Origin of the sequence: Bacillus sp. ME78 (assembly GCF_903970865.1) — a bacterium.
Classification (GTDB): domain Bacteria; phylum Bacillota; class Bacilli; order Bacillales; family Bacillaceae_G; genus Bacillus_A; species Bacillus_A cereus.
Window position 1 is genome coordinate 25,188 of sequence record NZ_CAJCKK010000008.1, and the last position, 26,501, is coordinate 51,688.

Sequence of the window (26,501 nt, forward strand, 5' to 3'; positions counted from 1 at the left end):
TGAATTTAATCTGTGAAATAGATTATAATAAAGGTAGCTTCTTAAGGCAATAGTTTTTGTATCCTTTTCCCGCACATACAAATTATTGCAATATTAGACAGGGAAACGATAATAAGCCAAGAATATGTTATGTAGAAAGAAAAAGGAAAAGAGGGAACAAGATGTGGAAAACTACAGATCTATGTGATGAATTTGAAAAGGAATTACAAATATGTCGCCAGTCTTTTCGGTCTTTTGGGAAGAAAGAACAATTCTACGGGAAAATTGCAACTGTAAAAGTGAAAGATGATAATGTACTAGTGAAGGAAGGGTTGCAAACATTACCAGAAGGAACAGTATTAGTTGTTGATGGCGGAGCGTCTACTAATTGTGCGTTACTCGGTGATAATTTGGCAGCTATTGCGGAAGAAAGAAAGTTAGCAGGAATTATTGTGAATGGGTATGTTCGTGATTCTAGTGAACTAAAGAATATTAATATTGGTATTTTAGCGTTAGGAACGATGCCAAATAGAAGTGTGAAAGAAGGAAAAGGAGAACGAAATATTTCATTGCACTTTGGAAAAGTGGATTGGAATCCAAATGAATATGTCTATGCGGATGAAGATGGCGTCATTATTAGTGAAAAGAGTTTACATAGTTAAGAGTTAACAAGTTATTATTCTTAGAAAATAAATCCGATAAAGCGTGGACAAAATTCTTTGTCAATAGTAAAATAATACAGAAATTTAAAATTTACAGAATGTATAGGTTTATCGTTTTACGATAACTTAAATGGAAGTAAGTTGTGCCAAGAAAAGTGAATGTTATCACAATGATACGTTCATAAACAAAATTATTTTTCCTATACAAATATAGCCGCGAATAATGCGGGTAGGAGGTGTTGTACATTTTTGTTCGACACTTACAAAAAGAGAGTGTCAATCGCACGCCCTTGAAGGGCCTTTTTTTGTGTAAATGGTAGTAAGGGAGGAAATTTTGGGATGGCAATGTTGAAAAAATGGCTGCTTACGTCTTTAATGGCAGTGACACTTGTATTTGTTTCTTTTGCGAATACAGTACATATTACGTTTGCTGAAGGAAATACAGCAAAACTTGCAATTATTGGGGAATCACAAAAAGACATTATGTTATGTCCGAAAGAAGAGCAAATTAAAGATGGGGAAACAGCTTTAAGTTTGCTGCAAAAGGTCATGGGGGACAAAGTAGAATCTGAAACGATGTCGTTTGGAACATATGTAAAAGGAATCGATGGTTTAATGGCCGGGGCTACAAGTGCTTGGCTGTATGATGTAAATGATAAGTCTGCAGAAGTCGGAGCAGATAGTTATAAATTAAAATCTGGAGATGTTGTTGTCTTTCGCTTTGTTTCAGACTGGAGCAATATAAGCCAGGAAACATTGAAAGAAACGTTAGATAAGTTCGGAACGTGTAAAACAGAAGAACCTAACGGTGGAAAAACAGAAGAACCAAAACCAGAAGGTCAAGACGGTAAAACACCAGATGAGAAAAACCAAGGTGATCAAGACGGTAAAACGCCAGATGGGAAAAACCAAGGTAATCAAGACGGTGAAAAACCAGATGGGAAAAACCAAGGTGATCAAGACGGTGAAAAACCAGATGGGAAAAACCAAGGTGACCAAGACGATAAAACGCCAGATGAGAAAAACCAAGGTGATCAAGACGGTAAAACGCCAGATGGGAAAAAACCAGAACAACCACAGCAAGAGAACATTCAAGTTCCAAGTGCACAATTAAATGAAGCCATTTCTAAAACATCAGACAAGATGTTACAAGATGGAATTGAAAGTGATTGGGTAGCTGTAGCGCTTTCTCGTTCTGGAAAGAATGTGCCAATTGAGGCAAAATTAAATTATGTTAAGTCAGTAACTGAAAAAGTAGAAAAGCGCATTAATCGTTTTTCAGCGACAGATTTAGCTAGAACAATTATTATGATGAATGCAATGAGTGCAGACCCTAAAAATGTAGGCGGACATAATTTAGTTCAAAAATTGTATGAGTCAGATAAAGTGAATTCTGTTACAGGTTATGCATTTGCTTTACTTGCATTTGATACGAAGAAGTATGAGATTCCAGTTGAATCAAAATGGAACAGAGTTGCTCTAGTGGAAGCACTGTTAAATAATCAGCATACAGACGGTGGATGGACTTATAATAGTTCAGGTAGTAAAGATAGTGCTAGTAGCGTTGATGTAACAGGTATGGTTTTATCAGCGTTAGCTCCTTATCAAGAGCGATCAGATGTGAAACCAGCTATACAAAAAGCTGTTGCGTATTTATATAACGAACAGCTGCAAAATGGCGGTTTTTCAGCTGATGGACAAGAAAATTCAAATAGTACTGCGCAAGCAATTATTGGATTATCACTTGTTAAAGATGTAGATCAAAATCGTCTTCATAAGGCAATGCAAAACCTATTATCATATCAACTTTCAAATGGTGAATTTAAATGGTTACCAAGTGATCAAAATGGTAACGGAATGGCTACAGAACAGGCTCTTTTAGCATTACTTCAATTTAAGGAAATGGGAAAATCTATTTATGATTGGTCTAATGTAGACGCTGGTGATGTAATTAAGCCAAAACCGATTGAAGAGCCAGAAAAGGTCGTTGAACCAGAAAATAATGTAGTAGAAAAAGAAGTTACTGAAGAACCGAAAGAACAAAACCAAGTACAACAAGAAACAAAAGATGAAAATCTAAAAGTAGTTGTAGATAACGAACCGGTTAAGAATAAAAAAATCGGAAACGGTAACAGTCTACCAAAAACAGGAGCATCTTCTCATAGTGCAGCAACAGAAGTAGGTATGGGTGTATTATGTATTGCTTCTGCATATGTATTATGGAGACGTAAAGCAGCTTAACAAAAAATTAGGAGCAATTATTTGCTCCTAATTTTCGTATGAAAGGTGAGAGATAGGATGAGTAAGGTGAAATGGTTCATTTCTTTACTGCTTTCGCTTGGGCTACTTGCCGGATGTGAAGAGGCAGCTGTAAAGCCTGAGAAGAAGGTAGAACCGAAGCAAGAAGAGGTAGCGAAACAAGAAGAACAAAAAGATGAAGCGAAGCCGGAAGAAAAAACAGAAGAAAAGCAAGCTGAATCAGAGCAAAAGCAGCAAGAAGAGCAAAAAGAGAAACAAGAACAAAAAGTAGAAGAGAAGCCGAAAGAGGAAAAGCCGCAGGCACAACCAGAGGTAAAGAAAGAAGAGAAACAACAGGAACAACCGAAAGAACAGCCGGCTGTAAATAAGCAACCAGAGCAGCAACAAGCACAAGAAGAGAAACAACAACCGAAAGCACCAGAAGTAAAAGAAGAAGCAAAGGTTGTGAATCAGCCGAAAGAAACACCGAAGCAGGAGCAAAAGAAAAAGTCAGAAGAGAACAATAGTGTACCAGCTCCACCAACACCGGTACCACCACCAAACCCAGTGCCACCACCAGTACCACCAGTACCTAAAGCAAAACAAGTAACAATCTCGGTAAAAGGAAATAACGGATATATAATGGGTGCGAAAAAGATGGATGTACAAGATGGCGATACTGTGTATAAAGTATTACAACGTACAGGATTAGATGTTGATGCAAGCGGATCTAGAGATAGTATTTATGTAAAAGGTATTAATGATTTATATGAAAAAGATATTTCGGATACTAGTGGATGGAAATATCGTGTGAACGGTGCTTTTCCAAACCATAGTGCTGGTGTAGCTACGGTAAAACCAGGAGATACAATTGAGTGGGTATACGTATTACAATAAGAAAGGCATTCGGTAAAGGGCTATGAAAATAAGTTTTTCTTCTTTACATCCTTTTGTGAATTTTTTCTATTATATCGGGGTGATGATACTATGTATGATGTGTCTTCATCCTCTTTTTTTAATTGGAGCAATACTATTAATTATTATGTTAAATGTGATGCAAGGAAATAGCGGAAAGATAAGAAAGATGCTACCGAGCACAATTGTTTTCTTTTTTATGGTAATTTTATTTAATTCGTTATTAACGCATAGAGGTCGAACTACGTTATTTTGGTTAGGTGATAGCCGTATTAAGCTTGAGGCGATTATGTTTGGAATAGTAATGGGGTTATTACTAGTTGCAGTTATGTTTACGTTTGCGTCATACAATGATATTATTTCCAGTCATAAATTTTTATATTTGTTTTCAAGAATTTCACCGAAAGTTGCATTGTTAACGATGATTACAGTGAGATTTGTTCCTTTGTTTATAAGGCGATTAAAGAAAATCACACTCGTTCAAAAGACGAAAGGTGTGCAGGTAGATTCAGGTTCGATAATTGAACGCGTCAAAAATGGTATGCAATTGCTGCAAGTATTATTAATTTGTTCATTGGAAGATGCACTGCAAACGGCAGATTCTATGCAAGCTCGTGGTTTTGGTGTAACGAAACGTACGACATATATTCGCTATAGAATGGAAAAACGAGATTGGTATACGCTCAGTTATTTAAGTATTCTATTTATAATTGCTATCATATGTAGTACGTATGGCGGAGGAAAGTTAATCATTTATCCGAAAGTCGAATCTATTTTATTTCAGCAATACGATGGGATGATGTTTATCGTATTTACGATGTTTATTAGTTTACCAATTATAATGGAAGGAAGGGAATGGTTATGGTGGCGCATGCAGAAATAAACAATTTATCATTTGTATATGCTGATGAAAACGAAAAAGCGTTACAGCATATTTCTCTTTCTGTTCAAAAAGGAGATTTTATTGCACTTGCCGGCGGATCAGGATCCGGGAAGACGACTTTATTAAAACATTTTAAAAAAGAATTACTTCCAATTGGTAAGCGTACTGGGGATACATATTATGATGGTACTTTATTAGAAAATGTACCTGATTTGTTATCTGCTCAAGAAATTGGTATGGTATTTCAAAATCCAGAAAATCAACTCGTAATGGATACAGTTATTCAAGAATTAGCATTTTCTTTAGAAAATATTGGGTTACCATCACATATTATTCAAAAACGAATAGCAGAGCTTATTAGCTTTTTAGGATTTCAAGATTTATTGCATCAATCTGTTCACACGTTATCTGGTGGGCAAAAGCAACTTGTTAATTTAGCTGCGGTATTAGTTATGCAGCCGAAGTTATTATTATTAGATGAACCGACAGCACAATTAGATCCAATTGCTGCGAAAGAGTTTTTAGGATTGTTAAAGCGTATTAATGAAGAACTTGGAATTACGATTGTTTTAAGTGAACATCGTTTAGATGAAGTGATACCACTTGCAACGCGCGTGATTTGTATGAATAACGGCCGAATCGTGTATGACGGTAGTCCGAAAGCGGTTGTAGCGAACATGTGGGAAGTAGAAAAGTTCCGTCCATTTATTCCGCAAATTCCAAGGCTATTTTTAGAGTGGAATGTGAGAGATATTCCGTTTACGGTGCGAGAGGCGCAAATGAAAATGAATAATTTTTCAGCGATATCATATGTAAATGAGCCAATAGCACAAAGTGAAAAGCAAGAGGTAATTTTAAGCGCAGAGCATATTTCGTTCCAGTACGAAAAAAATAGTCCGCTTATTTTACGTGATTTATCAGTTTCGATTGAAAAAGGAAAATGGGTAGCGCTCGTTGGGAAGAACGGTACAGGTAAGTCTACACTGTTAACGATTTTAGCAGGATTACAAAAAGCGAGAAGAGGGAAAGTAAAGTGGAACGGGAAAGTGATACATAAAATCGATTCGAAAGAACGGTTTAAAAGTATTGGGTATGTATCGCAGCATCCATATTATCATTTTACATTTGATACAGTGTGGGATGAGGTGTATGAACGTGCACGTGAATTATATGGAGAACAAGGAAAAGAAATAGCAGAAGATACGCTAAAACAGTTTTGGTTGTATTCGCTTAAAGAACGCCATCCGCATGATTGTAGCGGAGGAGAGCAACAACTTCTTGCATTATGTACAACGTTATTATCAAAGCCAACGCTATTATTACTTGATGAACCGACAAAGGGGTTAGATCCATGGAAGAAAGAAAGAGTAGGAGAACTATTTAGGGAGCTGCAAAAAGAAGGTACAACAATTGTAATGGCAACGCATGACATTGAGTTTGCAGCGAAATACGTGGATCGATGTATGATGTTATTTGATGGAGCAGTCATTATGAATGATGCACCGAAAGAATTTTTTAGTGGTAACTTCTTTTATACAACATCTATTAACCGATTCATTCGAAAAGAATTGCCATATGCATTAACGTGGGAGGATGTGTACGAAGCGTGTCCAAACGATATGTTGCATTCATAATATGTATTTTTGCAGTAATAATAGGCACATTACTCTTTACTACACTTATTATGGACGGTTATTACATGTTAAGTAGTTTGTTTTTATTAGTTGTTATTATGTTACCTTTCTATATCCGTTTTGAAAGGAAGGCGTTTGTTTCACGTGAAATTGTTCTCGTTGCTGTATTAGCGGCAATTGCAGCAGTTAGCCGCGTACCATTTTCTATTTTACCGAGTGTACAACCAACTTCTTTTGTTATTATCGTTTCTGCAATTGTGTTTGGAAGTGAAGCGGGTTTTATGATCGGTGCAACAGCAGCGATTGTGTCTAACATCTTTTTAGGGCAAGGTCCGTGGACGCCGTGGCAAATGTTTTCATGGGGTATGATTGGTTTTATAGCTGGATTATTGCGTAATACATTTTTAATGAAAAAGCTATGGGGAAGACTCCTGTACGGATTGTTTGTTGGATTTTTATTTGGCTGGATTATGAATTTCTGGGGACTTCTCGGTTTTATAAGAGAGGCAACGTGGGAAACAGTCATTTCGTATTACATCGCAAGTTTTTATTTCGATTTGAGCCATGCAATTTCGAATGTTGTCTTCTTACTATTATTTAGTACTACTTGGATTACGATTCTCACAAGATTTAAAAAGAAATACGGTATATTAGATAAGCATAACATAGCATAGAAAAGCATACTCATATAAGGTAGGGTCGCGACTTACATATTCGTTTGCCTCTTTCATGCTTCTTACATATTGTAAGGAGCATTTTTTATTGTCAAAAAATAGTCCAATATATATCCGTTACTATATAAAATTATTTGTATAATAATAGGTGAGAACTATTTTCAAAAGGGAGGTGTATAGTTAATGAAGTTAGTTATTCCGAAGCAACATGGTGCATGGGCGATGCTTGCTATACCATTTCTATTAAGTGTCATACTTGGAAAACCTACTATATATCACATTCCATTGTTTATAGCTTGGTTCTTTATCTATTTAGCTACGTATCCATTCCTTATGTACATAAAACAAAAACGAAAAAAAGAGTATTTACATGCTTCAATTGTATATTTTATTATTGCGTTCGTATTTGGGATGATTTCTCTATTATATGAATGGCGCATTCTTTTATTCGTAATAGTCATGATTCCACTATTTATAGTAAATATGCATTATGCTCGTCAAAAAAATGAAAGGGCACTATTAAATGATATTTGTGCGATCATTGTGTTTTGTGTTGGTGGGTTAATTAGTTATTATTTTTCAATGAAACAAATCGATCATACAGCATTATTCATTGCACTTATTTCATTCTTATACTTTTTAGGTAGTACGTTTTATGTGAAAACGATGATACGTGAGAAAAATAATCCGAAGTATCGTTTTATATCCTGGGGTTATCATATTCTATTAACAATCATTGTATTTGCAATTAATCCGTGGTGCTCCCTTATTTTTATACCAAGTGTCATTCGAGCCATTATATTGTATGGCAAAAAAATTTCTATTATAAAAGTAGGGGTTTTAGAAATTGTGAATTCTGTATATTTTTTAATCATAACGGCAATAATTATGAAGTATGCCATTTGAAAAAACTTCCCACCTTATGATGGGAAGTTTTTTCAATCTTGTTCTAAAATGTGAACGGTGTAATCGCAGCGTTGAATAGCTTGTTCGATCGCATAAAGGGATTGCTCAATACGAGCGCGATTAAAATCTTTTTCAACAGTCTGTAGTGCTTCTTCTAAACAATGTTTTGCTTCTTGTAATGATTGAAAAGAATCTTGTACATATCCGCGAGCATTTTGATGCATTTCATAATCCTCCTTGCATATTCATATATGTATAGTATGAACAGTAAAGAAGAAAATATTATTTGTTATATTTGTTTGACAATTAAAATGAAATTACGTATAGTAAGAATTAAGTGAATATTTTCTTATCCAGAGAGGTGGAGGGACTGGCCCGATGAAACCCAGCAACCGCGATGCAGGTGCTAATTCCAGCAGAACATATTTGTTCTGGGAGATAAGACGAAGATATATACGTAACTTCTTCTTATCGGAGAGGTTTTTTTGTTGCAAAAAAACCGATTACGAAAATTTATCTTAAGAAGAAAGGGGTTGCGCATTGCTGTGACACTCGAAAAATACGTAAAACTGCGTAGTACAGTTTATGAATATATGATAGAGCAAGATAAGCCAATATCATTGTTAGATATTCAAGAACATATCGTTTCGCATCATGAAGGAAAATTCACGAAAAAGATGTTACATCAATTTTATTTATCAAGACTATTAGATGAACTGAAACTGGATGGGAAAATTACATTAGCTGATGAATATCTCTATACTGAAAAAGGGGTATTTTATAAGGCGAGAAAAGGGAGCTAAGCTCTCTTTTTTTTAAAATAACGGAGTATGTAGAGTAAAAGACTGCTTAAGCAGCCTGATACAGGGAATGGTGTTGAGTGTGTAGTGTCAAAAATTGAATGTGCCTGAAAGAGGCAATTCGTATCGGCTGCAAATGAAAAGAGACACCTTCGCCGAATAGGTGTCAGTCGTTTTGCAAAATAGACTTGCTATTTAACAGTTCTTAGAATAACATGCAGGGTTTTGGAAGTCAAAAGGGAATTAAAGGAAGGGGTACAATTATGTACGCTTACTTATTAAAAGATATAACGAAATGGATCCCAAAGTACGTTGTAGATAAGGGATATGAATATTATGAAGATGGACATGTAGAAGATGTTGAAATACAAGATAACAAAGTGTTTGCTTTCGTTACTGGAAATGCAGGGAATTATGAAGTAGTTATCGATCTCGAAGATTTTTCAAAAAGTAGTTGCGAATGTCCGTATGAAAATTATTGTAAACATATGGCGGCAGTTGTTTATGATATTCAAGGTGCTGGTGAGAGTGCAGTTAAAGAGAAACTGAAAGATTTAGAAAAAGAAGAGTTACTTACTGTATTAAATCGACTGTTGCAAAGTTCGAAAAACGTACAAATTGTAGAGAAGTTATTAAAGAAGGGGTAACTTTAACGATAGAGGGAGTTGTTTTGTAGTGAACGTACTGATTATATACGCTCATCCTAATCCTTCAAGTTTTAACGGGGCAATTTTAGAACATGTGCAAAAAGGGCTACAGGAAACAAATCATTCGGTTACGTTGCTTGATTTATACAAGGAACAATTTGATCCGGTACTTGTATTCAATGAAGAGAAGAAAAGACGTGATTTAATAAATGAAGAAGAGACAGCGCGGTATAGAAAATTAGTGGAAGAAGCAGATACACTTCTCTTTATATATCCGATATGGTGGTGGGGGATGCCAGCTATTTTAAAAGGTTTTATTGACCGTATTTTCGTAGCTGGATTTGCTTATAAATATGAAGGGGCTCTGCCGAAAGGATTATTGCAAGGGAAAAAAGCGTGGGTTATTAATACGTTAGACTCGCCTCTATGGTACGTCGCATTGTTATATCGATCAGCAGATTGGATTATGATGAAGAGAGGTGTTTTACGTTTTTGTGGCATTCGTGATATAAAACGGTCAGTGTTTCAATCTGTGAAAAGGAGTAAAGTATCAAAGCGCGAAAAATGGTTATTACAAATAGAAGAAAAGGCTCGTACATTATGAATGAAGTCGATCGTATTATAAACTGTTGTCAGTATGATAACGAACTTTTTCGAAAGTATATTACGTGTTTACTTCAATTGAAAAAATGCAGCGATACATTTCAACAAATTCAAATAGAGTTAAGAAATGATTATTTAATAAGAGGAATTTGTGAAAGAGAAGTAGATGAGGTAGTAAGGGGAAGTAAAGAATATGAAACATATTTTCTTCCTAAAGCGTTACAGTGGAATTTTTTGAGGGAACATCCACACTTGATCGGAAAAATTTGCGAAGATTTTTTTGCATTTGAGTCATTACACCTTACGGACATAGAGTGGAAGACAGTTATAAATTGCATGGGAAATAAATGATTTATTATGTAAAAAAGCTAGTATAAAACTAGCTTTTCGTTTAAATGAATAAGAAGCATAGACTAATGATAAAACCCGCATATAGTAAGTTCACAACACAAAATCCCATAATGTCACGAGCACCTAAACCAGCTATCGCTAATGCTGGTAATGCCCAGAAAGGTTGAATTAAATTCGTCCAAGCATCGCCCCACGCAATGGCCATTGCAGTTTTTGCAGCAGGTACACCAAGTTCAGCGCCAGCTGGAATCATAATTGGTGCTTGCACGGCCCATTGACCGCCACCAGATGGAACGAAAATATTAACGATGCCAGCACTTAAAAAAGTAAAGAGCGGGAAAGTTGATTCGTTTGAAATGCTAATAAAGAAATTAGAAATAGCTCCTCCAAGTGAAAGTCCTTCACTATTCGCTCCAATCATCATGCCCATAATTCCTGCGTAAAACGGAAATTGAAGTAAAATGCCAGAGGCACTTTTCGTAGAGTCTGAAAAAGCGCGAATATACTGAATCGGAGTACGGTGGAAAATAAGACCTGCAATTAATAACATAAAAATCACGATATCGAGAGTAAGGTTAAAACCTTTCGTATAAAAGTAATTGAAAATATAAATGAGACCTAACAATCCAACGCAAAGTGTAATAATAATGCTATTTTCCATCTTTTCAGCGAACGTGTTTTTTTCTACTTCTTGAGCAGCAGCTTCTTCATGGAACACGCTAGGATCTACAGTTATCGTATGTTTTTCATCTGGATGCATCGCTTTATTAATGAGAGGCATCGTAACGAGAAAAATAATAACTGGAACGAGAGCGTATGGTGAGAATAACGTTTCTGTTATCGGAATCGCCTCTTTAATACTTCCAGCAGTCGTTTTAATTAACGTTTCACCGCCTGTTGCTAACGTAAGGGGGATAGAGGCAGAAAGACCGGCATGCCAAATGAGGAATCCAGAGTAAGAAGAGGCAATTGCTAGTCTATAATCTAATCCGTCCAGTTGCCTTGCCACTTCTTTTGCGTATAAAACAGATACAACAATTCCAAAGCCCCAGTTTATGTATGCACCAAGTAAACTTACAATTGAAATGGCAATAATGCCTTGGCCATTCGTTTTTGGTAGTCTGGCAGCTTTCGTTAATCCTTTTTTAATAAGAGGAGCATTTGCTAAAGCAGATCCAGTCACGAGTACAAGTGCCATTTGCATAGAAAAGGCAAGGAGTCCCCAAATTCCATTACCCCAGTGATTAATCATTTCTACAGGTGTTTGGTGAGTCGCAAACATACCAAAGAAGATAACGAAAACAGTTAGTAAACATGATAAAATAAACGGTTCTGGCAAGAAGCGTTGCACTAAGGCGACGCAACCATTTGTAAAGGAACGAAACAAAATAGATCAACCTCCTTATGCATATGTATTACAATTATTCGAGGTTGTTTAGGAGATAACCTTCAATAAAAAGAAAATTCAGATATTTACAGGATGGTAATTTATTGATAGGTTGATATAGAGCCTTGTATCAGATTCTGCTTTTAATATACTAGAAGAAAACGGTTGGAAATGGGGTAGCACTTATAGGGAAAGTATAGAGAAAGGTTACTAGCTGGCTTCAAAGCAACTGTTGCAAAGGGAGAGGAGATTCAATACAATAGTGTTGCATTACATGAGAAATATGTTTTAGCACAAATCTAGCTAAAAATGTTTATACAAATACATTTAAAATTGATGGGGGAATTATGATCAAAAGTTTTTATCTTTTAAAGCCTAAAATGTTTACGGCAGATATATATTATAAAGTCTTTATTACAGGTGACTGTATATATTTTATAAAGATTGGCGGACAGTTTCATAGCCGACATGCTTATAAAAAACAATTACCTGGTATTTCAGAGCTATTGTTTTTGTTTTGGTTCAAAAAAATTGAGAAAAAACAATTAAACTTAGAAACTGAAATAGATGCAAAAATACATACTGGCGATGTACATGAACTCTTGCAATTAAAGAATAACTTTTCAATTGAAATAAATATAATTGAAGAGGTACTATTAAATAAACGAGGAACGTTTCATACAGGTTTTAATGATAATGGAACGATTTCCTTCATGTTAAAAAATGGTCAAAAAATAAAGTTCATCATCCCGGAAGAAACTTTATTTTTATCTATAGAAGAAATTTTCGACCAATATGAACAGATAATCTTTGTAAGGGAAGTGTTTTAAAGGAAACGATTAATTTATTAAAAAGATGAAGCTTTTTACTTATAAAAGATAACAAAAGTAATACATTCATTACTACATTTGTGTGTGAATTCAAGAAAAATTAAACCACCTAGCCCCTAAAGAGAATATAGGAAGCAGATGGTTTAGGTGTTTTGAGAGGTATCCTGTTTTCAGTATTTAGTTCAAATTATTGATTTGCATTTTTATATCGAGTAAATTTAAGTTTCTGGAATAATTGTAATAGCGACAGTCCGAACCGGAGTCTCTATTTCGTCGCCTTTACTTTGGCTATTGTAGTATTTAATCATTAATTCGTTAAGTTCGTTTTGAAATTTTCCAAAGTGTTCTTCATCTAGCTTTAATTCTACTACAGAAAAAGTAGCAGTATCTTCTTGACTGTTTTGTTCCTCTAATTTCTTAAGGTAACTTTGATATTGTGTCATAAGTGATAACTGATAATAGGAAATGTAGTTTAACTTTTCATCATCAGATAATCCTTTCCATTCACTTCCTTCAATTTTTGCATCTTCTTCATTAATTGCGTAATATTTTTCAGAAACAGATTTTACTTTTTTTTCTTTAATTACATGGACGATACCAGAATCAACCATAGTTTGCAGCTGTCTATATAGCGTTGCTTGTGGCACATTTTTAATAATTTTTACCATTTCTAATGGTGTCAGCCCATCTTCCTTATTTCTCATTAATACTTGGCAAATTTTCATTCTTACAGGATGCATTAAAATTTCAACTTTATTACTCATTCGCTCACCTTATTTATTATGTATTTTTATTCTCATTATAAATAATGAGAATAAAGTTTGCAATTCATTCGTTTATGTTTTATCATTATCAATAATGAGAATGAATTTAGGGAGGAATGACAATAATGCAACTACATTATGGATTGAATGATCTTAAAGACATTGATATTATGGCTTTTCTACCCATTATATTACCAGTTATTGCAGTGGGAGCACTTTTAGTTTTAATTGCATTCATTGATTTATATCGACATAGGAAAACAAGAAAAAATGTACTTGTATGGACGTTAATTATTCTTTTCGTTAATATATTGGGACCTATCTTGTACTTTGTTATAGGGAGAAAGGACAGTGAGAAATTATGAAATTAGAGATTAAAAATGTAACAAAATCATTTAAAGGAAAAATTGCTGTGAATAATTTCTCGATGGAACTGCAAGCGGGGGAATGCGTCGGATTAATTGGACCAAACGGAGCAGGGAAATCCACATTAATAAAAGTAATTTCGGATATTACTAATCCAACTGTTGGTGAAGTTTTATTGAATGGGATAAAAATATCAAAAATGAAAAGTGAAATTGGTTATTTACCTCAATATCCTAATTTTTTTCATTGGATGACAGCGAGAGAAACGCTTACGTTTATGGGCCAACTTTCGGGGTTGAAAAAAGAAGAATTGTCAAAGTCGATTCCAAAAATGTTGGAGAAAGTTGGACTAAAGGAAGAAGAAAATGCAAAGGTTAGTACATTTTCTGGTGGAATGAAACAACGACTTGGTATTGCACAAGCATTATTGCATAAACCTTCGCTTATTGTCATGGATGAACCAGTATCCGCATTAGATCCGATCGGCCGGCGGGAAGTATTGAATCTGATTAAAGAAATAAAAAAAGATACAACCATTTTATTATCAACCCACATCTTAAGCGATGCAGAAGAAATCTGTGAACGATTTGTCATTATAAAAGATGGAACAAAAATAGAAGACACAACGATTACGGAGCTTTTACACCGTAATCGTGAAAATAAATTAATTATTGAAATAACAGCTAAAGATCAAAATTGGATTGAAGTTGTAAAGAAATTACCGTATGTGAAGAATGTAGAAGTGGTTGGGCTTAAAATCAAAGTGAAGGTTGAAAGTATCGAAATAAACAAAAATATGTTACTGCAAAATGCACTCGAACATAAAGTGGACATCGTTAAATTTAAAATGAGCAACGATACTTTAGAAGAAATTTTCTTGAAATTGGTGTTGTAAAAATGAATAACTCAATGGTATTGATAAAAAAAGAATATGTTCAAATGTTGCGTGATTTTAAGATTATTTGGCTACCAATTGTTTTTATATTTTTAGGTGCAACACAGCCGATAGTAACTCATTATTTGCCATCAATTCTAGAAGCGTTAGGTGGAGGTCAGGGAATTACAATTGATCTGAGTATGGCAGCGCAAAAAGGGGGCGAAGTATTGGCGAGTACTTTAGGATCCCAGTTTGATCAGCTTGGACTTATGATTCTAGTGATTTCTATGATGGGTGCAATTCAAACAGATAAAGCTAATGGTATGTTGGCCTTTATTTTAACAAGGCCCGTTACTGTTACTTCATATGTAGGTGGGAAAATAGTTTCAAACTATTTAATGGTAGCGTTTAGTGTAACAATTGGATACGTAGCTTCTTATCTATATGTAAATTTTCTTTTTACTGCCGTTCCATTTGCACACCTAATTACTGGATTACTATTTTATCTAATTTGGGTTCTTTTTATCGTATCTTTCACAACAATGATAAGTGCTATTTTTCACAGTCAAGGTATTATTGCATTAATTTCAATTGTTTTCCTTTTAGCCTGCAGAGTAATCGTCGGTTTGAATCCAATAATGGATCAGCTTAATCCAGCCGGTATGAGTAAGTATGCAATGGAAACGTTAGTCACGGGGGTAGTAAATTCAAACGCAATAATTAATGGATTACTAACTATAGTGTGGATTTTATTGACACTCTTCGTAACGTATTATTGGATTGCTAATAAAAAGTTTCATTATGAATAACCGTGATGAGGGTAGTGGTTTCAAATAAAACACCGAAATAAGAAAAAGCTTCCACTACCGTGGAAGCTTCTCCAAATGATGTGCAATATCAATATACATATTTGAGTAAACTGAATGTATTTCATTACTTGGCATAGCGTTAGAAGAGAAGTGGACAATTACCATATTTGCTTTCGGATCGATGTAAAGTGTTTGTCCGTAACTACCTAACACTTCAAAAGCATCCTGTTCATTGTGGGGAATCCACCATTGATTATGATAAGAAATGGAAGCTCCAGGGCTAATTGCAAGTTCACCTTCTTGGACATTTTTTATATCTTCAGTAATAGAAGAAGGGAGAATTTGTTTTCCGTTATATTCCCCGTTGTTTAATAGTAATTGCCCGAATTTCGCCATATCTCTAGCAGTTGCATTTAAGCCAGCGCTTGCTTGTTCTACTTTTGTTTCATCTGTAACGTAATACGCGTTTTCTTCCATACCAATTTGAGACCAAATTCGTTCGCTTACATTTTCAGCTAGTGATTTACCAGTAATAGTTCTAATAATCCAAGCGAGCGTTTCTGTTGATCCGTTATTGTAAGAAAAGGAAGAACCAGGCGGTGCAGTTTCTTCGGCTTCTCGTAACATATCATAAATTTTCATCGGACCGCCGTAATTTTTGCCGCGGGGTAAAATATTGCTAGCTAAATATAATTGTGCATCTTGATTTTCTAGCCCAGGCTGCTCATATCCGTGGGTCGGGTATTCTGCTGAAACTTGCATGTCCATTAATTGCTGAAGTGTCGCTTTTCCGAACGGTGTGTTTTTTAGTTCTTTTATGTAAGTGTCAGCTGTTTTTTCTAAGTCAATACGTTTTTCTTCAGAGAGAGATTGTATAATTGCCCCGGTAAAGACTTTTGCTAATGATGCCATACCATGAGGTTCATTCTGTTTATACCCATTGAAATATCGTTCATAAACAAGTTGTCCATTATGTACAACGACAAAAGCATCTGTTTTGTTATCGTCTAAAAGTTTTTTTAGAGGAGTTGTATTTCCGAATCTACGCTCCACAGCAAAATCGTCTAAGTTTTGCAATGCGAAAGGGAAGTGAGCAATTTGGTCAGGATTGTTTTTTACGTCATTAACTAAAGTGAATTCTTTCATATGGGTATACGACCAACGTAAGTAAGGGTCATTTAACCAGTTTTCTTTTGTCACATTATGTTTTGATGGGGTCGTTTTATTTTGTTTGAAGTAAGTAAACCCAAGCCCTGTAATTACAAATATGAATGTTAGTATAAGTAAGAGTAGGGGAGATTTTTTTAGTTTCATATATGGCCCTCCTTTTTATTTCTACTATAAGTATACGCTCGTCTTGAAGGAAATACAAAATAAGGAAAGTAAACGGGGAAGTTTACTTTCCTTATTAACGTTAAGCGGAAATTTTTCCGTCTGTAGGTTGTTTTTTGAATTTTTGTTTTCGTCCGTGTAATCCATAATATAAAAGTAAAGTGAAAGCAACGATAATAGCTGCGATAAAATACATATTATGATAACTAGATTTCGCTGCGACAATACCTAAAATGAAAGAACCAAAGCCAATACCACTATCAAAGAATGAGAAATACGTAGCTGTCGCAGAACCACGTCTATGGTTTGGAGCAGCAGAAATCGCAATCGTTTGGAAACTCGGAATTAATGTTCCGTAACCTAAACCAATTAGCATACCTGCGCCAAGGAACCAAAATGAAGTTTGTGCTTGGCTTAATATGAACATTCCGATTGTGAAAATAATGATAGCAGGGTAAACAAGTACATTTTCACCGAAGCGATCAAAAATCTTTCCTGTAAATGGACGAGAAATGACAACAACAAGTGCGTATACAATAAAGAAGTAACTTGCAATTTCACTTAAACCGAGTTCTTTCGCATAAATAGGAATAAAGGATAAAATACCACTATAAGAAAAGGCTAAAACAAATCCTGTAAGTGCAATCGGAATAGAAGATGGTTCGATTAAGTCTTTCCATTTCATTTTTTCACGTTTCTGTTTGCTAACAGGTGCTTCGTGCGGAATATTTACAAGTAGTCCTAATAAAAATGCAAGTAATGAAAATACGGAACAAACGATAAATAACACAGTAAACGAAAAATGAGAAATAATTGTTAAACCTAAAAAAGGACCGATTACCATCGGCAGACTCATAAATACGCCGAAATATGCAAGTGCTTCGCCTCGTCGATGAGCTGGCGCAACATCAGTTACAATCGTACCAGTAGCTGTCGTTGCCATCCCGAACCCAATACCGTGCAAGAAGCGAAGGGCAAGTAATAAGAATAAACTTTGCGCACCGAAATACATAACAGTAGCGGCTAAAAATAATGAAAGTGAAATAAATAATATTTTCTTTCTTCCTAAATCATCGAGCCATTTTCCTGTGAATGGTCTACATAAAACAGAAGAAATAAGAAACACAGTTGCAACTAAACCAATTTCCTCAGGTTTTCCTTTTAGGCCGTCTATTACATAGACAGGCAGAGTAGTCATAAGCATGTAAAATGTTAAGAAGAGAAATAGACTACTAAAACAAGTTCCGAGGAAATCCTTCGTCCAAAGTTTCTCACTTTGCATCGTCATCCCTCCAATTTAATCTAAATTTTTAATAATTTGTTGTAACACTTGAAATGCTTGATGTAAATCATTTTCATTAATACCTTCTAGCGTTTTTTCTTCGAAAGTATCAACTTCTTCTTGCCATACTGGAATCATCTTTATCGCTGTTTCGGATAAAGAAATGAGCTTCTCGCGGCGATCTTTACCTTCTGTACGAATAATCCATCCCATCGTTTCCATACGTGTTAACGTACGAGTCATCGTTGGTGATTCAACATTTAAATACTGGCACAATTCTGTTTGCGTACAAGAACCAGTTTGATTAATGCGGAAAATAACAGCCCATTGCGCACTAAATAACCCTGTTGGAGATACACGTTCATTAAATTTCTTCGTAAACTTTCGAGAAGTCTGGCTGACGATGTGAAAAAAATGTTGTTTTTCGTCCATGTATTTTGATCCTTTCAAATTAGTTACCTAGCTAACTATATACTTTTTTATAATAATTGTCTAGTAATAGACATGTTGATTTATGTAAAAATTTCTTATAGGTTTTATGTTGCGAACGTATATTCTGCGTGCTATTCTTTAATTAAGTAAAGAATTTTCTTTCTATTAAATAGAATGGGGGAACTTGTGATGATTAAGCCTGCAACAATGGAGTTTGTTTCACTATCGAACGGAGAAACGATTGCATATCAGGAAGTTGGAAGGCGAAATACAGATATTCTTGTACTCATTCACGGGAACATGACATCGTCACAACATTGGGATTTAGTTATTGAAAAGTTGCAAGATCAATACCATATTTACGCTCTTGATTTAAGAGGGTTTGGACAATCAACGTATAATCAGTCGATAGTTTCATTACAAGACTTTGCAGACGATGTAAAATTATTTATCGACGAGTTAAAGCTAGAGAAATTCTCATTAATGGGCTGGTCAATGGGCGGTGGCGTTGCGATGCAATTTACAGCGAATCACCCAACTTTTGTAGAAAAGTTAATTTTAGTAGAATCAGTAGGAATGAAAGGATACCCAATCTTTAAAAAAGATACGAATGGGCAGCCGATTGTATCAAGTTTAGTAAAGACGAAAGAAGAAATTGCGCAAGATCCAGTACAAATCGCTCCAGTATTAGACGCGATAAAAAATATGAACAAACTATATTACCGTACAGTATGGAATCTATTAATATATACACATAATCAACCTGAACCGGACCGTTATGAAAAGTATTTAGATGATATGTTAACGCAACGTAATTTCGTAGATGTGAATTATGCGCTCATTACATTTAATATTTCAGATGAACATAATGGGGTTGTAGAGGGAAGTAAGCAAATTCATCATATTAAAGCGCCGACACTCGTCATACAAGGTGATAGAGATTATGTCGTACCGCAAGTAGTCGGTGAGGAATTAGCGAAACATTTGCCAAATGCAGAGTTGAAGGTATTAGAAGATTGCGGACACTCACCGTTTATTGATTGTTTAGATGTATTTATAAAACATGTAGAGGATTGGTTAGAATAGAAATAATCCCCGAAATGAAAGGTATTGCATATACTATAACATTGTAGGTAAAAGGGGAGATTATCAATGCATCATCCGTTCTTAATTGTGCATTCTCCATATAATCATCATGTGTATACAAAAATGATGATAGCTCCGCTGTATATGCAAGTTTCACCAGTTGTAGTTCCGTTACAAATACAACAGCCACCAATTGTTCATTCGCATCATTATTTATATGAAACTGCTTTTTATAAACATCCATATTTCAAGCAATTTCATAACAACGTGAAAGCGCAAGTTTGGGAAGGATAGGAAGCTAAAAGGTTCATTCTTTTAGCTTCTTTTTTATTATGAATATTCGTACACGCATTTGCAGAAACAGTTTATAATGAAAAGTGGAAAGCGTGAGAAGGAGAGGGAAAGGGATGTCAATGCGTTTTACATTTTGGATTATGGTTGGGATTGTAGCAATTTCTGGTTTATCACAAGGAATGCTCTTACCTGCCATTGCAATGGTTTTTGAACAAGAAGGGGTTAGTTCAAGTATTAACGGTATTCATGCGACGGCATTGTACATCGGGATATTAGTTATTTCGCCGTTTCTTGAAAAACCGATGCAAAGGTTTGGAATGAAGCCAATTATTGTTATAGGTGGGTTTCTCGTTATTATTTCATTATTCTTTTTTACACAAACATTTTCATTTTGGGTATGGTTTATCCTTAGATTTCTAGTTGGAGTCGGAGATCATATGCTTCATGTCGGAACACAAACATGGATTACGACAACATCGGACCCAAGTAAAATAGGGAGACAAGTATCGATATACGGTGTATTCTTCGGAATTGGTTTTGCCGTTGGTCCGTATATAGCAAGCACTGTACAGTACGGTCTTGCAACACCATTTATTATATCTACTATACTTTGTCTAATAGGTTGGCTGTTACTATTACCAACAAAAAATGCATTCCCAGCGCAAGATGAAAGAGAAGTGAAGAGTGAATCATCATTTTCTCGTTATAAACAAGTTGTTGGATTAGGATGGATTGCACTGCTGGGACCACTTGCATATGGCGTACTTGAAGCAATGTTAAACAGTAACTTACCAGTATACGCACTTCGTAAAGGATGGTCTGTTTCAGATGTATCCTTCTTGTTACCAGCATTTGCAGTTGGGGGTATTATTACACAAATTCCGCTCGGTATATTGAGTGATAAATACGGAAGGGACCGTATATTAACGTGGACGTTTAGCATAAGTACGGGCATTTTTCTACTTGCCGCCGTATTTGATCAATATTACTGGATCGTCTTTGCCTGCATGCTTTTAGCGGGTATGGTTATTGGATCGTGTTTCTCTTTAGGGCTTGGATTTATGACTGATTTATTACCGAGACACTTACTACCGGCAGGTAATATATTATCCGGAATCGCTTTTAGTTTAGGAAGTATTATGGGGCCTGTATTAGGCGGCGTATTTATAGAAAAAATACAGTATACAAGCTTTTTTATTGCGGTTATGATTATAATGGGAATTCTAGCAATGTTATATATGGTCTACATGAAGAATCAATTCGCATCAAGAAAAATAGAAAGTAGGTTAGGGCATGACAAAACAACCTAATAAAAAGAAATTTGAAGTACTAGAAAATGAAACAATTACAGACTGCTTAGCACGTATGGAACAAGAAGGCTACGCTCCGTCTCGTCGTATGGAAGAGCCGATCTTTCATGAAGTAAAGAAAGACGGCAAAACAGTAGTTGAGCCGTGCGGTAGGAAGATTGTTTTTGAAGGGAAATTGAAGTAATCCAATAACAAATTCTCTTTATCGTATAGAGCCATCCAATAGCTGGGTGGCTTGTTTTTTTTATTAATCAGTGAAGGAAGGAATTAATTAAAATGAATCTCCCTTTCATTTCTCCTAATTGGCTTCTTTATATGGGGCAAAAGATTGCTACTTTTTTTGTATATTGGTAAAATAAGTTCTTGGGTCTTACTTATTGTTATCGGTATAATGTTTGTCGCTTAACGTAAAGAAATTAGTTACAATGATTCCATAATATTTAAAGGGGGTACAGCAACGATCCCCTCTTTTTGGAGCCACTCACAAACGTAAAGCAAGAGAAGAGGCTATATGAACTATTCTTCTATCTTGTTTAGATTAAACGAGTTACTGCAATTGGAACAGGTATATGAAACTAGTCGACATCCTGATGGATCATGTTTTTCTAGCAATCTATCAATTCTGATGGAATTGATAGATTGCTAGAGAATGGAAAATGATTATCTGTATATTCCGAAGCAGATGTAACAGAGTGTCCTTCCATAATTAAGGGTAAAACCAAAATACGTTGTTTTAAAGAATGATTTGTTAGAACTGGTTATAAGTAATAAAACAGAAAAGAGGATCACATGTTAGATACTTTACAGAGAAGTAAAAAGTTTTTTTTATTATGTCTTATTTTTTTAGTGCTTTTAACTGCTTGTGGTAATACAGATGTTAAGACATCTAAAGCTTCATTACCACCGGCTGAATCTAATATAGATACATCATTAAAAGCACCAAATTGGGTAGAGAAGAGTCCTATCCAACAGTCTCCTAATTTTACGGAAGATAAAAAAGTAAAATCGGTTGTGAATTTAATAGCAACGGGTGATAATTTATATCATGACGCAGTAATTAAAGATGGCAAACAAAAAGACGGTTCATATGATTATAACTATATTTATGAAAATATCAAAAAAGCTGTTAAATCAAGTGATCTTGCTATCGTGAACCAGGAGACTCCAATTGCAGGAAATAATCTAAAAGTACAGGGATATCCGACTTTCAATACACCTGAAGAAGTAGGCCAATCTTTAGTGGACACTGGATTCAATATAGTGACTCAAGCGACAAATCATGCTATGGATATGGGTATTAAAGGTGTTGCGAATACAAGAGAATACTGGAAGAAATATCCGGATGTTATCCCGGTAGGTATTAATGAGAGTCAAAACGAGCGTAATGAAATAAAAACGATTACAAAAAATGGTATTCGTTTTGCGTTACTAAATTATACATATGGTACGAATGGAATTAAAATTCCAGCTGATAAGTCTTGGGCTTTAAATTTAATTGATAAAAAAGCGATACAAAATGATGTGGAAAAGGCAAAGAGTAACTCTGATATGGTCATTGTTATGGTGCATTGGGGAGTAGAATATACCTCAACACCTTCAAAGCAACAAAAAGAAGTTGCTCAATATTTAACAGATTTAGGTGTAGATGTAGTAATTGGAAATCATCCACATGTAATTCAACCAATTGAGTGGAAACAAAATAAAGATGGGCATGAAACGCTAATTTATTATTCTCTTGGAAATCTTATTTCTGCGCAAGAAAAATTAGAAACATTGGTTGGAGGATTATCTTATGTACAATTTGTTAAGTATGAAGATAAAACTTTTGGTATACGACAAGCGGCAATCGTACCGACAGTAACCGACTACGCTGATGGTAAGAAACAATTTAAAATTCAATTTTTAAAAGATTATTCGGATGAAAATTCTAAAAAACATGGAATTAAAAAATTTGTCGGCCCGGTTTCTTTGAAGGATTTCAAGGAGATTCCTAGAGACGTGTTGGGAAATTGGTATAAAGACTAATAAACAAAAAGGGAATGAGATACAATTAAAAAATTTATAATTTTAGCATTGGTATTGGCAATGGGATGGAGTCTTGCTGCTTGTAGTGGAAAGCAAACATCTCAGGAAACTACTAATAATAACGATAAAAATAAAAATGAAATACATGCGAAGAAAAAAGATGTTTTACCTATCTCTGATGTTAATGATTGGAGAATTATCCTTGTAAATAGAGAGCATATGTTATCAAAGGAACTAGGAATTGAATTAACAAGTATCACCCAAAATGCGAAGCCAAATATGAAAATAGATAGTAGAATTGCAACTTCCTATCAGGATATGGTAGCAGCTGCAAAAAAAGAGGGAATCAATCTTTATTTAAGATCAGGTTATCGAGCTATAAAATTACAACAAACGTATTATGATGCTTCAGTTAAAAGCTATAAATCTCAAGGTTTGTCGGATAAAGAGGCTAGTGCTAAGGCATTGGAATATCTTCAGTATCCTGGTGCAAGTGAACATCATACTGGATTAGCGTTAGACATTATTTCAGTTGAATGGCAGAATACTGTAGAAGATTTAAATGCAAAATTTGAAACTACCGATGCATTCAAATGGTTAGATAAGAATGCTGCAGAATATGGATTTATTCTCCGCTATCCAAAAGATAAAGAGAATATTACTGGCATTAAGTATGAGCCATGGCACTATCGTTATGTAGGGAAAGAAGTTGCTGTTTATCTAAAAGAAAAAGGGTTAACTTTAGAAGAATATAACGAAAAAATTAAGTCTGGTAAGTAAAAATACACTTTGATTCTATTAAAAAGTCAGATTTGGAGGGTGTGTTAACCTTCCTCCTAGAATTGCGAAAACTGTGTATGATAATGTAAGCACGTATGAACCGGTTATCGTGTGAAACGATGTATGTATCAAGAAGTTACATTTATAAAAGAAGCAATGAAAAAGGATCTGATATTCATATCAGATCCTTTTTCATTCGCAACATAGAATACTTACTTAACTAAGACTTAAAGACTGCTTGCTTTTCAGGTACTACAATAGTAACCTCGCTTTTTATTTTGGATGTTCGTTTTTCTTAGCTTGATAGACATGTGGAAGTAGTTCAAACAATGCGATTAGCAGTGTTTTTTGTTAGCATGATTTGTGCACTGGCTGTTTACTATTGCTTTCAGTTCAACAATAAAGAATTCTGCAATAGATGACAGAACGTATATTTGGTATAATGGAAATATACTACTTAAAATAATGCACATGAGTTATAAAATTTATGTAAAGAGGTAAGGACTACATAACAATAACTAAATGTAAAAGTTCTAGTACATATAGGGTTCAGTTCATGTTAAGCAAATTCGTTATGAGAAAGGAAAAGATGTAATGAATCAAATTTCATTTGAAGATTTATTTGAAGACGAAAAAGAAAATAAACAAGAAAAGGTAGAGGTAGCCGAGATACCTGCACCTTTATCAGCATTGCAAAAAGATATATTGGAATTAATGGATTCTGAAGAAATAAGTGCACTGGAGTTATGCGAACAATTAATACGATCTGGTAAAATATCAGATGAAAGATTTACAACGAATAAGCCAAAAGCATATGGACAAGTATGCTTAGCATTGGAAGGTTTTGTTACAGAAGGAAAGCTTACTTTTGTTAAAAACGATGAGAAAAGAGATAGGGTGTATAAAGTGAAAGAAGAAATTTCTAACATATAAGTTGTAAAGAGGGAAATGAATGATTTTTAGGGAGGTAGTTCATTTTCTACTTGTACATTAAAAAAGGTGCCAATCTTTCTTGATTGACACCTTTTTTAATAATCTAACATCTAACGTATTTACGTTTGAAACCAACTCTTCCTCTATCGACTTCTTTCTGAATACTTTCGGAAGCATTTAACAAACTGCTTTTTTTATTATCACGTTTTACTTCAACTATACCAACTTCTTTTGCAGTCTCGACTGCTTTTTCGTGTAGTGGCACATATGAAATTGCTACAGTATTTATAAAATTATTCATAGCAGATTTTGTTCGTTCTGGCGCAGCATGAATTGTATTTTTTACAATTTCAAGCATATCGGAAATTTTGCTTTCGGCAAATTCATTGTCTTTGCGATTTCCTAAAAGCCAGCAGTAGCAACTCCAGCCCGCTGACATTCGTAGCTCATCCCCACTTGCAATCCATTTATCAGCAACGTCTTGGGCGATAGTTGACTCCGATAAAGTTACTGCTACCACATAATCAGATAGCATATAAAAATATGCCCCGTCCATCCAGCGATCAAAATCAGACTCATTCATAGCTTTTGGATCTGCAATAATGCCTGCAAAGTACATAGCATCGTAGTTACCTGTAGCATAAAGTTCCTCAGCTAACTCTTGATTTACTTTTATTTTCTTAGCGATTGGTTTCATAGCACCTGTAGCTACGCCAAAAACCGGCTCGTGTGCACCGTTAGAGATGTATGTTTTTTTCGTTCTTTCCTTACCAAGGGCTTCAAGCTCTTGCATGACTGTTTTAAAATCCATAGCTGTGCACTTCCTTCCTTAATATAAGTAATCATCTAGTTTATATATTTTCAATTCTAATACTAATCGTATGTGAGTAGGATGTCTACTTTCTATAATATTCCCGTATTAATTTTGAAAGCCTAGCTATTCATACTTATGAGGATACTATATTAATGTAAAGGGAGGGACAATACGGATGTAAATAATATTTTATCTTTGGCTCTTTCTCTGTATTATCATGTTATTTTATAATAAGGAAATAAATAGCATTTTAAATTAAGTATGTGAGGTTAGTTATAAATGATAAAGAAATTTACTAGAGTAGTATTAACTATGGTTATACCAATCAGTCTTATTACAGGTTGTGGAGCTGCTGAAAAAGCTGAAACACAAAAGCCGAAAGTGGTACAAACGGAGAAAAAGGACTATATGGATTACTCATATGGTAGCAAAGGTATACTAGTAAGCGGAAAAGCGAAAGAACGGCAACAATACGAGATTGGATATATAGATGATAACAAGTTAATTGGGATTGATGAAAATATTGAAGACTGCATTATTTTAGATAATAAAGATGAAGCAGGCCTCATTTGGAAACAAATAGAGCGTGGATCTATCATTGAAGTGCAATACGGTAAGGATCGCAATGATATTGTAGGCGTGCAATTCGTAGGAGATCGTGAGCCATACGAAATTAGTGATAAGTTTGATCGAAATACGATAAACGAAATTGTCGGACAAGTTAAAGGTAATTTGTAATAGTATATAATGTGAAAGAAATAGCATTTACTATAGCTATTAAAGTGTGGATTGTTGAAAATGCTTTTGACGGTATTGGTAATTAGTTGTAAAATAATTTTTGTTGACGGATTTTGTAAAAAATATGTTAGATGAAATTCATTTGTAGGG

At 34.8% G+C, this 26,501-nt stretch carries 30 protein-coding genes and 1 riboswitch; of the genes, 23 read left to right on the forward strand and 7 right to left on the reverse strand.

All coding sequences use genetic code 11. The features are described 5' to 3' along the window. Nucleotides 1-161 precede the first annotated feature (161 nt). The 7 genes from rraA (at nucleotide 162) to H6481_RS11595 (ending at nucleotide 7,891) form a co-directional block, all read left to right on the forward strand. Complete coding sequence (gene rraA, locus H6481_RS11565) at nucleotides 162-641, forward strand: ribonuclease E activity regulator RraA (RefSeq protein WP_182811718.1); 480 nt, start codon at nucleotides 162-164, stop codon at nucleotides 639-641. Nucleotides 642-980: 339 nt separating this feature from the next. Continuing rightward, nucleotides 981-2,882, forward strand: a complete 1,902-nt coding sequence (locus H6481_RS11570; RefSeq protein ID WP_182811721.1) for a DUF4430 domain-containing protein — start codon at nucleotides 981-983, stop codon at nucleotides 2,880-2,882. Nucleotides 2,883-2,939: 57 nt separating this feature from the next. Then, a complete protein-coding gene (locus H6481_RS11575) occupies nucleotides 2,940-3,776 on the forward strand; it encodes a DUF4430 domain-containing protein (RefSeq protein ID WP_071714308.1) in 837 nt (278 codons plus the stop codon). A gap of 22 nt (nucleotides 3,777-3,798) precedes the next feature. Continuing rightward, complete coding sequence (locus tag H6481_RS11580) at nucleotides 3,799-4,677, forward strand: energy-coupling factor transporter transmembrane component T (RefSeq protein ID WP_182811724.1); 879 nt, start codon at nucleotides 3,799-3,801, stop codon at nucleotides 4,675-4,677. After that, the gene (locus H6481_RS11585; protein WP_182811727.1) at nucleotides 4,650-6,311 is read left to right on the forward strand and encodes an energy-coupling factor ABC transporter ATP-binding protein; all 1,662 of its coding nucleotides are present in this window, start codon (nucleotides 4,650-4,652) and stop codon (nucleotides 6,309-6,311) included. The genes H6481_RS11580 and H6481_RS11585 overlap by 28 nt, the downstream gene beginning before the upstream one ends. Beyond that, entirely contained in the window at nucleotides 6,284-6,985 is a 702-nt protein-coding gene (locus H6481_RS11590; protein ID WP_182811730.1) for an ECF transporter S component, read from the forward strand. Before H6481_RS11585 ends, H6481_RS11590 begins: the two co-directional genes overlap by 28 nt. 183 nt (nucleotides 6,986-7,168) lie before the next feature. Next, a complete protein-coding gene (locus H6481_RS11595; RefSeq protein ID WP_000779946.1) occupies nucleotides 7,169-7,891 on the forward strand; it encodes a YwiC-like family protein in 723 nt (240 codons plus the stop codon). A gap of 32 nt (nucleotides 7,892-7,923) precedes the next feature. Here the strand turns inward: H6481_RS11595 and H6481_RS11600 are convergent, their stop codons facing one another. Continuing rightward, complete coding sequence (locus tag H6481_RS11600; RefSeq protein ID WP_000554029.1) at nucleotides 7,924-8,115, reverse strand: hypothetical protein; 192 nt, start codon at nucleotides 8,113-8,115, stop codon at nucleotides 7,924-7,926. 122 nt (nucleotides 8,116-8,237) lie between these two features. Further along, nucleotides 8,238-8,336, forward strand: a riboswitch (SAM riboswitch). A 40-nt stretch (nucleotides 8,337-8,376) separates the two neighbouring features. Between H6481_RS11600 and H6481_RS11605 the strand changes: the two genes are divergently transcribed. The 4 genes from H6481_RS11605 to H6481_RS11620 all read left to right on the forward strand — a co-directional run bounded on the left by H6481_RS11605 (nucleotide 8,377) and on the right by H6481_RS11620 (nucleotide 10,292). Further along, nucleotides 8,377-8,694 (forward strand): hypothetical protein, encoded by a 318-nt coding sequence (locus H6481_RS11605; RefSeq protein WP_002094089.1) that lies wholly within the window; start codon nucleotides 8,377-8,379, stop codon nucleotides 8,692-8,694. Nucleotides 8,695-8,954: 260 nt separating this feature from the next. After that, nucleotides 8,955-9,338: an SWIM zinc finger family protein gene (locus H6481_RS11610; protein WP_000271534.1), complete on the forward strand. Its 384-nt coding sequence runs from the start codon at nucleotides 8,955-8,957 to the stop codon at nucleotides 9,336-9,338. A 28-nt stretch (nucleotides 9,339-9,366) separates the two neighbouring features. Further along, entirely contained in the window at nucleotides 9,367-9,942 is a 576-nt protein-coding gene (locus tag H6481_RS11615; RefSeq protein WP_078993945.1) for an NAD(P)H-dependent oxidoreductase, read from the forward strand. Next, nucleotides 9,939-10,292 (forward strand): type I restriction-modification system subunit M N-terminal domain-containing protein, encoded by a 354-nt coding sequence (locus H6481_RS11620; RefSeq protein ID WP_120460013.1) that lies wholly within the window; start codon nucleotides 9,939-9,941, stop codon nucleotides 10,290-10,292. The genes H6481_RS11615 and H6481_RS11620 overlap by 4 nt, the downstream gene beginning before the upstream one ends. Nucleotides 10,293-10,332: 40 nt before the next feature. Here H6481_RS11620 and H6481_RS11625 read toward each other — a convergent pair whose 3' ends face one another. Beyond that, a complete protein-coding gene (locus H6481_RS11625; protein WP_065484492.1) occupies nucleotides 10,333-11,679 on the reverse strand; it encodes a short-chain fatty acid transporter in 1,347 nt (448 codons plus the stop codon). A gap of 347 nt (nucleotides 11,680-12,026) precedes the next feature. Here H6481_RS11625 and H6481_RS11630 point away from each other — a divergent pair, with 347 nt between their 5' ends. Continuing rightward, nucleotides 12,027-12,509 carry a hypothetical protein gene (locus tag H6481_RS11630; RefSeq protein ID WP_065484490.1) on the forward strand — a complete coding sequence of 161 codons (483 nt, stop codon included), beginning with the start codon at nucleotides 12,027-12,029 and terminating at the stop codon, nucleotides 12,507-12,509. 218 nt (nucleotides 12,510-12,727) lie between these two features. Here the strand turns inward: H6481_RS11630 and H6481_RS11635 are convergent, their stop codons facing one another. Then, nucleotides 12,728-13,273, reverse strand: coding sequence for a transcriptional regulator (locus tag H6481_RS11635; RefSeq protein WP_049108471.1), 546 nt, complete (start codon nucleotides 13,271-13,273; stop codon nucleotides 12,728-12,730). A 125-nt stretch (nucleotides 13,274-13,398) separates the two neighbouring features. On the opposite strand from H6481_RS11635, the gene H6481_RS11640 reads away from it, so the two are divergent. The 3 genes from H6481_RS11640 to H6481_RS11650 are packed head-to-tail and all read left to right on the forward strand — an operon-like array spanning nucleotide 13,399 to nucleotide 15,325. Then, on the forward strand, nucleotides 13,399-13,638 hold the full coding sequence (locus tag H6481_RS11640; protein WP_065484488.1) for a PLD nuclease N-terminal domain-containing protein: 240 nt from the start codon (nucleotides 13,399-13,401) through the stop codon (nucleotides 13,636-13,638). Beyond that, on the forward strand, nucleotides 13,635-14,534 hold the full coding sequence (locus H6481_RS11645; protein WP_182811739.1) for an ABC transporter ATP-binding protein: 900 nt from the start codon (nucleotides 13,635-13,637) through the stop codon (nucleotides 14,532-14,534). The genes H6481_RS11640 and H6481_RS11645 overlap by 4 nt, the downstream gene beginning before the upstream one ends. 2 nt (nucleotides 14,535-14,536) lie before the next feature. Then, nucleotides 14,537-15,325, forward strand: a complete 789-nt coding sequence (locus H6481_RS11650; protein WP_063536890.1) for an ABC transporter permease subunit — start codon at nucleotides 14,537-14,539, stop codon at nucleotides 15,323-15,325. A 54-nt stretch (nucleotides 15,326-15,379) separates the two neighbouring features. Here H6481_RS11650 and H6481_RS11655 read toward each other — a convergent pair whose 3' ends face one another. From H6481_RS11655 to H6481_RS11665, 3 genes are all read right to left on the reverse strand, one after another. Further along, nucleotides 15,380-16,639 carry a serine hydrolase gene (locus H6481_RS11655; RefSeq protein WP_182811741.1) on the reverse strand — a complete coding sequence of 420 codons (1,260 nt, stop codon included), beginning with the start codon at nucleotides 16,637-16,639 and terminating at the stop codon, nucleotides 15,380-15,382. A 100-nt stretch (nucleotides 16,640-16,739) separates the two neighbouring features. Beyond that, nucleotides 16,740-17,939 (reverse strand): MFS transporter, encoded by a 1,200-nt coding sequence (locus H6481_RS11660; RefSeq protein ID WP_001190333.1) that lies wholly within the window; start codon nucleotides 17,937-17,939, stop codon nucleotides 16,740-16,742. A gap of 15 nt (nucleotides 17,940-17,954) precedes the next feature. Next, nucleotides 17,955-18,371, reverse strand: coding sequence for a MarR family transcriptional regulator (locus tag H6481_RS11665; protein ID WP_023522497.1), 417 nt, complete (start codon nucleotides 18,369-18,371; stop codon nucleotides 17,955-17,957). 189 nt (nucleotides 18,372-18,560) lie between these two features. Here H6481_RS11665 and H6481_RS11670 point away from each other — a divergent pair, with 189 nt between their 5' ends. The 7 genes from H6481_RS11670 (at nucleotide 18,561) to H6481_RS11700 (ending at nucleotide 24,799) form a co-directional block, all read left to right on the forward strand. After that, complete coding sequence (locus tag H6481_RS11670; RefSeq protein ID WP_182811743.1) at nucleotides 18,561-19,457, forward strand: alpha/beta hydrolase; 897 nt, start codon at nucleotides 18,561-18,563, stop codon at nucleotides 19,455-19,457. Nucleotides 19,458-19,523: 66 nt separating this feature from the next. Next, on the forward strand, nucleotides 19,524-19,751 hold the full coding sequence (locus H6481_RS11675; RefSeq protein ID WP_023522495.1) for a hypothetical protein: 228 nt from the start codon (nucleotides 19,524-19,526) through the stop codon (nucleotides 19,749-19,751). A gap of 113 nt (nucleotides 19,752-19,864) precedes the next feature. Then, nucleotides 19,865-21,061 carry an MFS transporter gene (locus H6481_RS11680; protein ID WP_182811744.1) on the forward strand — a complete coding sequence of 399 codons (1,197 nt, stop codon included), beginning with the start codon at nucleotides 19,865-19,867 and terminating at the stop codon, nucleotides 21,059-21,061. Continuing rightward, the gene (locus H6481_RS11685) at nucleotides 21,045-21,245 is read left to right on the forward strand and encodes an NETI motif-containing protein (RefSeq protein WP_000166303.1); all 201 of its coding nucleotides are present in this window, start codon (nucleotides 21,045-21,047) and stop codon (nucleotides 21,243-21,245) included. Before H6481_RS11680 ends, H6481_RS11685 begins: the two co-directional genes overlap by 17 nt. Nucleotides 21,246-21,850: 605 nt before the next feature. Beyond that, on the forward strand, nucleotides 21,851-23,086 hold the full coding sequence (locus tag H6481_RS11690) for a CapA family protein (RefSeq protein WP_023522494.1): 1,236 nt from the start codon (nucleotides 21,851-21,853) through the stop codon (nucleotides 23,084-23,086). A gap of 48 nt (nucleotides 23,087-23,134) precedes the next feature. After that, complete coding sequence (locus H6481_RS11695; RefSeq protein ID WP_080672401.1) at nucleotides 23,135-23,866, forward strand: M15 family metallopeptidase; 732 nt, start codon at nucleotides 23,135-23,137, stop codon at nucleotides 23,864-23,866. Between the two features lie 594 nt (nucleotides 23,867-24,460). After that, complete coding sequence (locus H6481_RS11700) at nucleotides 24,461-24,799, forward strand: DUF3895 domain-containing protein (protein ID WP_063547964.1); 339 nt, start codon at nucleotides 24,461-24,463, stop codon at nucleotides 24,797-24,799. 103 nt (nucleotides 24,800-24,902) lie between these two features. Here the strand turns inward: H6481_RS11700 and H6481_RS11705 are convergent, their stop codons facing one another. Next, the gene (locus H6481_RS11705; RefSeq protein WP_000346347.1) at nucleotides 24,903-25,610 is read right to left on the reverse strand and encodes a DNA alkylation repair protein; all 708 of its coding nucleotides are present in this window, start codon (nucleotides 25,608-25,610) and stop codon (nucleotides 24,903-24,905) included. Between the two features lie 282 nt (nucleotides 25,611-25,892). Between H6481_RS11705 and H6481_RS11710 the strand changes: the two genes are divergently transcribed. Beyond that, nucleotides 25,893-26,351, forward strand: a complete 459-nt coding sequence (locus H6481_RS11710; RefSeq protein WP_088020604.1) for a hypothetical protein — start codon at nucleotides 25,893-25,895, stop codon at nucleotides 26,349-26,351. Nucleotides 26,352-26,501 lie beyond the last annotated feature (150 nt).

Excerpts from the sequence above, each read along its gene's own strand:
- rraA (WP_182811718.1), top strand. The coding sequence starts at position 162 with ATGTGGAAAACTACAGATCTATGTGATGAATTTGAAAAGGAATTACAA.
- H6481_RS11570 (WP_182811721.1), top strand. The coding sequence starts at position 981 with ATGGCAATGTTGAAAAAATGGCTGCTTACGTCTTTAATGGCAGTGACA.
- H6481_RS11575 (WP_071714308.1), top strand. The coding sequence starts at position 2,940 with ATGAGTAAGGTGAAATGGTTCATTTCTTTACTGCTTTCGCTTGGGCTA.
- H6481_RS11580 (WP_182811724.1), top strand. The coding sequence starts at position 3,799 with ATGAAAATAAGTTTTTCTTCTTTACATCCTTTTGTGAATTTTTTCTAT.
- H6481_RS11585 (WP_182811727.1), top strand. The coding sequence starts at position 4,650 with ATGGTTATGGTGGCGCATGCAGAAATAAACAATTTATCATTTGTATAT.
- H6481_RS11595 (WP_000779946.1), top strand. The coding sequence starts at position 7,169 with ATGAAGTTAGTTATTCCGAAGCAACATGGTGCATGGGCGATGCTTGCT.
- H6481_RS11600 (WP_000554029.1), bottom strand. The coding sequence starts at position 8,115 with ATGCATCAAAATGCTCGCGGATATGTACAAGATTCTTTTCAATCATTA.
- H6481_RS11610 (WP_000271534.1), top strand. The coding sequence starts at position 8,955 with ATGTACGCTTACTTATTAAAAGATATAACGAAATGGATCCCAAAGTAC.
- H6481_RS11620 (WP_120460013.1), top strand. The coding sequence starts at position 9,939 with ATGAATGAAGTCGATCGTATTATAAACTGTTGTCAGTATGATAACGAA.
- H6481_RS11630 (WP_065484490.1), top strand. The coding sequence starts at position 12,027 with ATGATCAAAAGTTTTTATCTTTTAAAGCCTAAAATGTTTACGGCAGAT.
- H6481_RS11635 (WP_049108471.1), bottom strand. The coding sequence starts at position 13,273 with ATGAGTAATAAAGTTGAAATTTTAATGCATCCTGTAAGAATGAAAATT.
- H6481_RS11640 (WP_065484488.1), top strand. The coding sequence starts at position 13,399 with ATGCAACTACATTATGGATTGAATGATCTTAAAGACATTGATATTATG.
- H6481_RS11645 (WP_182811739.1), top strand. The coding sequence starts at position 13,635 with ATGAAATTAGAGATTAAAAATGTAACAAAATCATTTAAAGGAAAAATT.
- H6481_RS11650 (WP_063536890.1), top strand. The coding sequence starts at position 14,537 with ATGAATAACTCAATGGTATTGATAAAAAAAGAATATGTTCAAATGTTG.
- H6481_RS11655 (WP_182811741.1), bottom strand. The coding sequence starts at position 16,639 with ATGAAACTAAAAAAATCTCCCCTACTCTTACTTATACTAACATTCATA.
- H6481_RS11660 (WP_001190333.1), bottom strand. The coding sequence starts at position 17,939 with ATGCAAAGTGAGAAACTTTGGACGAAGGATTTCCTCGGAACTTGTTTT.
- H6481_RS11665 (WP_023522497.1), bottom strand. The coding sequence starts at position 18,371 with ATGGACGAAAAACAACATTTTTTTCACATCGTCAGCCAGACTTCTCGA.
- H6481_RS11670 (WP_182811743.1), top strand. The coding sequence starts at position 18,561 with ATGATTAAGCCTGCAACAATGGAGTTTGTTTCACTATCGAACGGAGAA.
- H6481_RS11675 (WP_023522495.1), top strand. The coding sequence starts at position 19,524 with ATGCATCATCCGTTCTTAATTGTGCATTCTCCATATAATCATCATGTG.
- H6481_RS11680 (WP_182811744.1), top strand. The coding sequence starts at position 19,865 with ATGTCAATGCGTTTTACATTTTGGATTATGGTTGGGATTGTAGCAATT.
- H6481_RS11685 (WP_000166303.1), top strand. The coding sequence starts at position 21,045 with ATGACAAAACAACCTAATAAAAAGAAATTTGAAGTACTAGAAAATGAA.
- H6481_RS11690 (WP_023522494.1), top strand. The coding sequence starts at position 21,851 with ATGTTAGATACTTTACAGAGAAGTAAAAAGTTTTTTTTATTATGTCTT.
- H6481_RS11700 (WP_063547964.1), top strand. The coding sequence starts at position 24,461 with ATGAATCAAATTTCATTTGAAGATTTATTTGAAGACGAAAAAGAAAAT.
- H6481_RS11705 (WP_000346347.1), bottom strand. The coding sequence starts at position 25,610 with ATGGATTTTAAAACAGTCATGCAAGAGCTTGAAGCCCTTGGTAAGGAA.
- H6481_RS11710 (WP_088020604.1), top strand. The coding sequence starts at position 25,893 with ATGATAAAGAAATTTACTAGAGTAGTATTAACTATGGTTATACCAATC.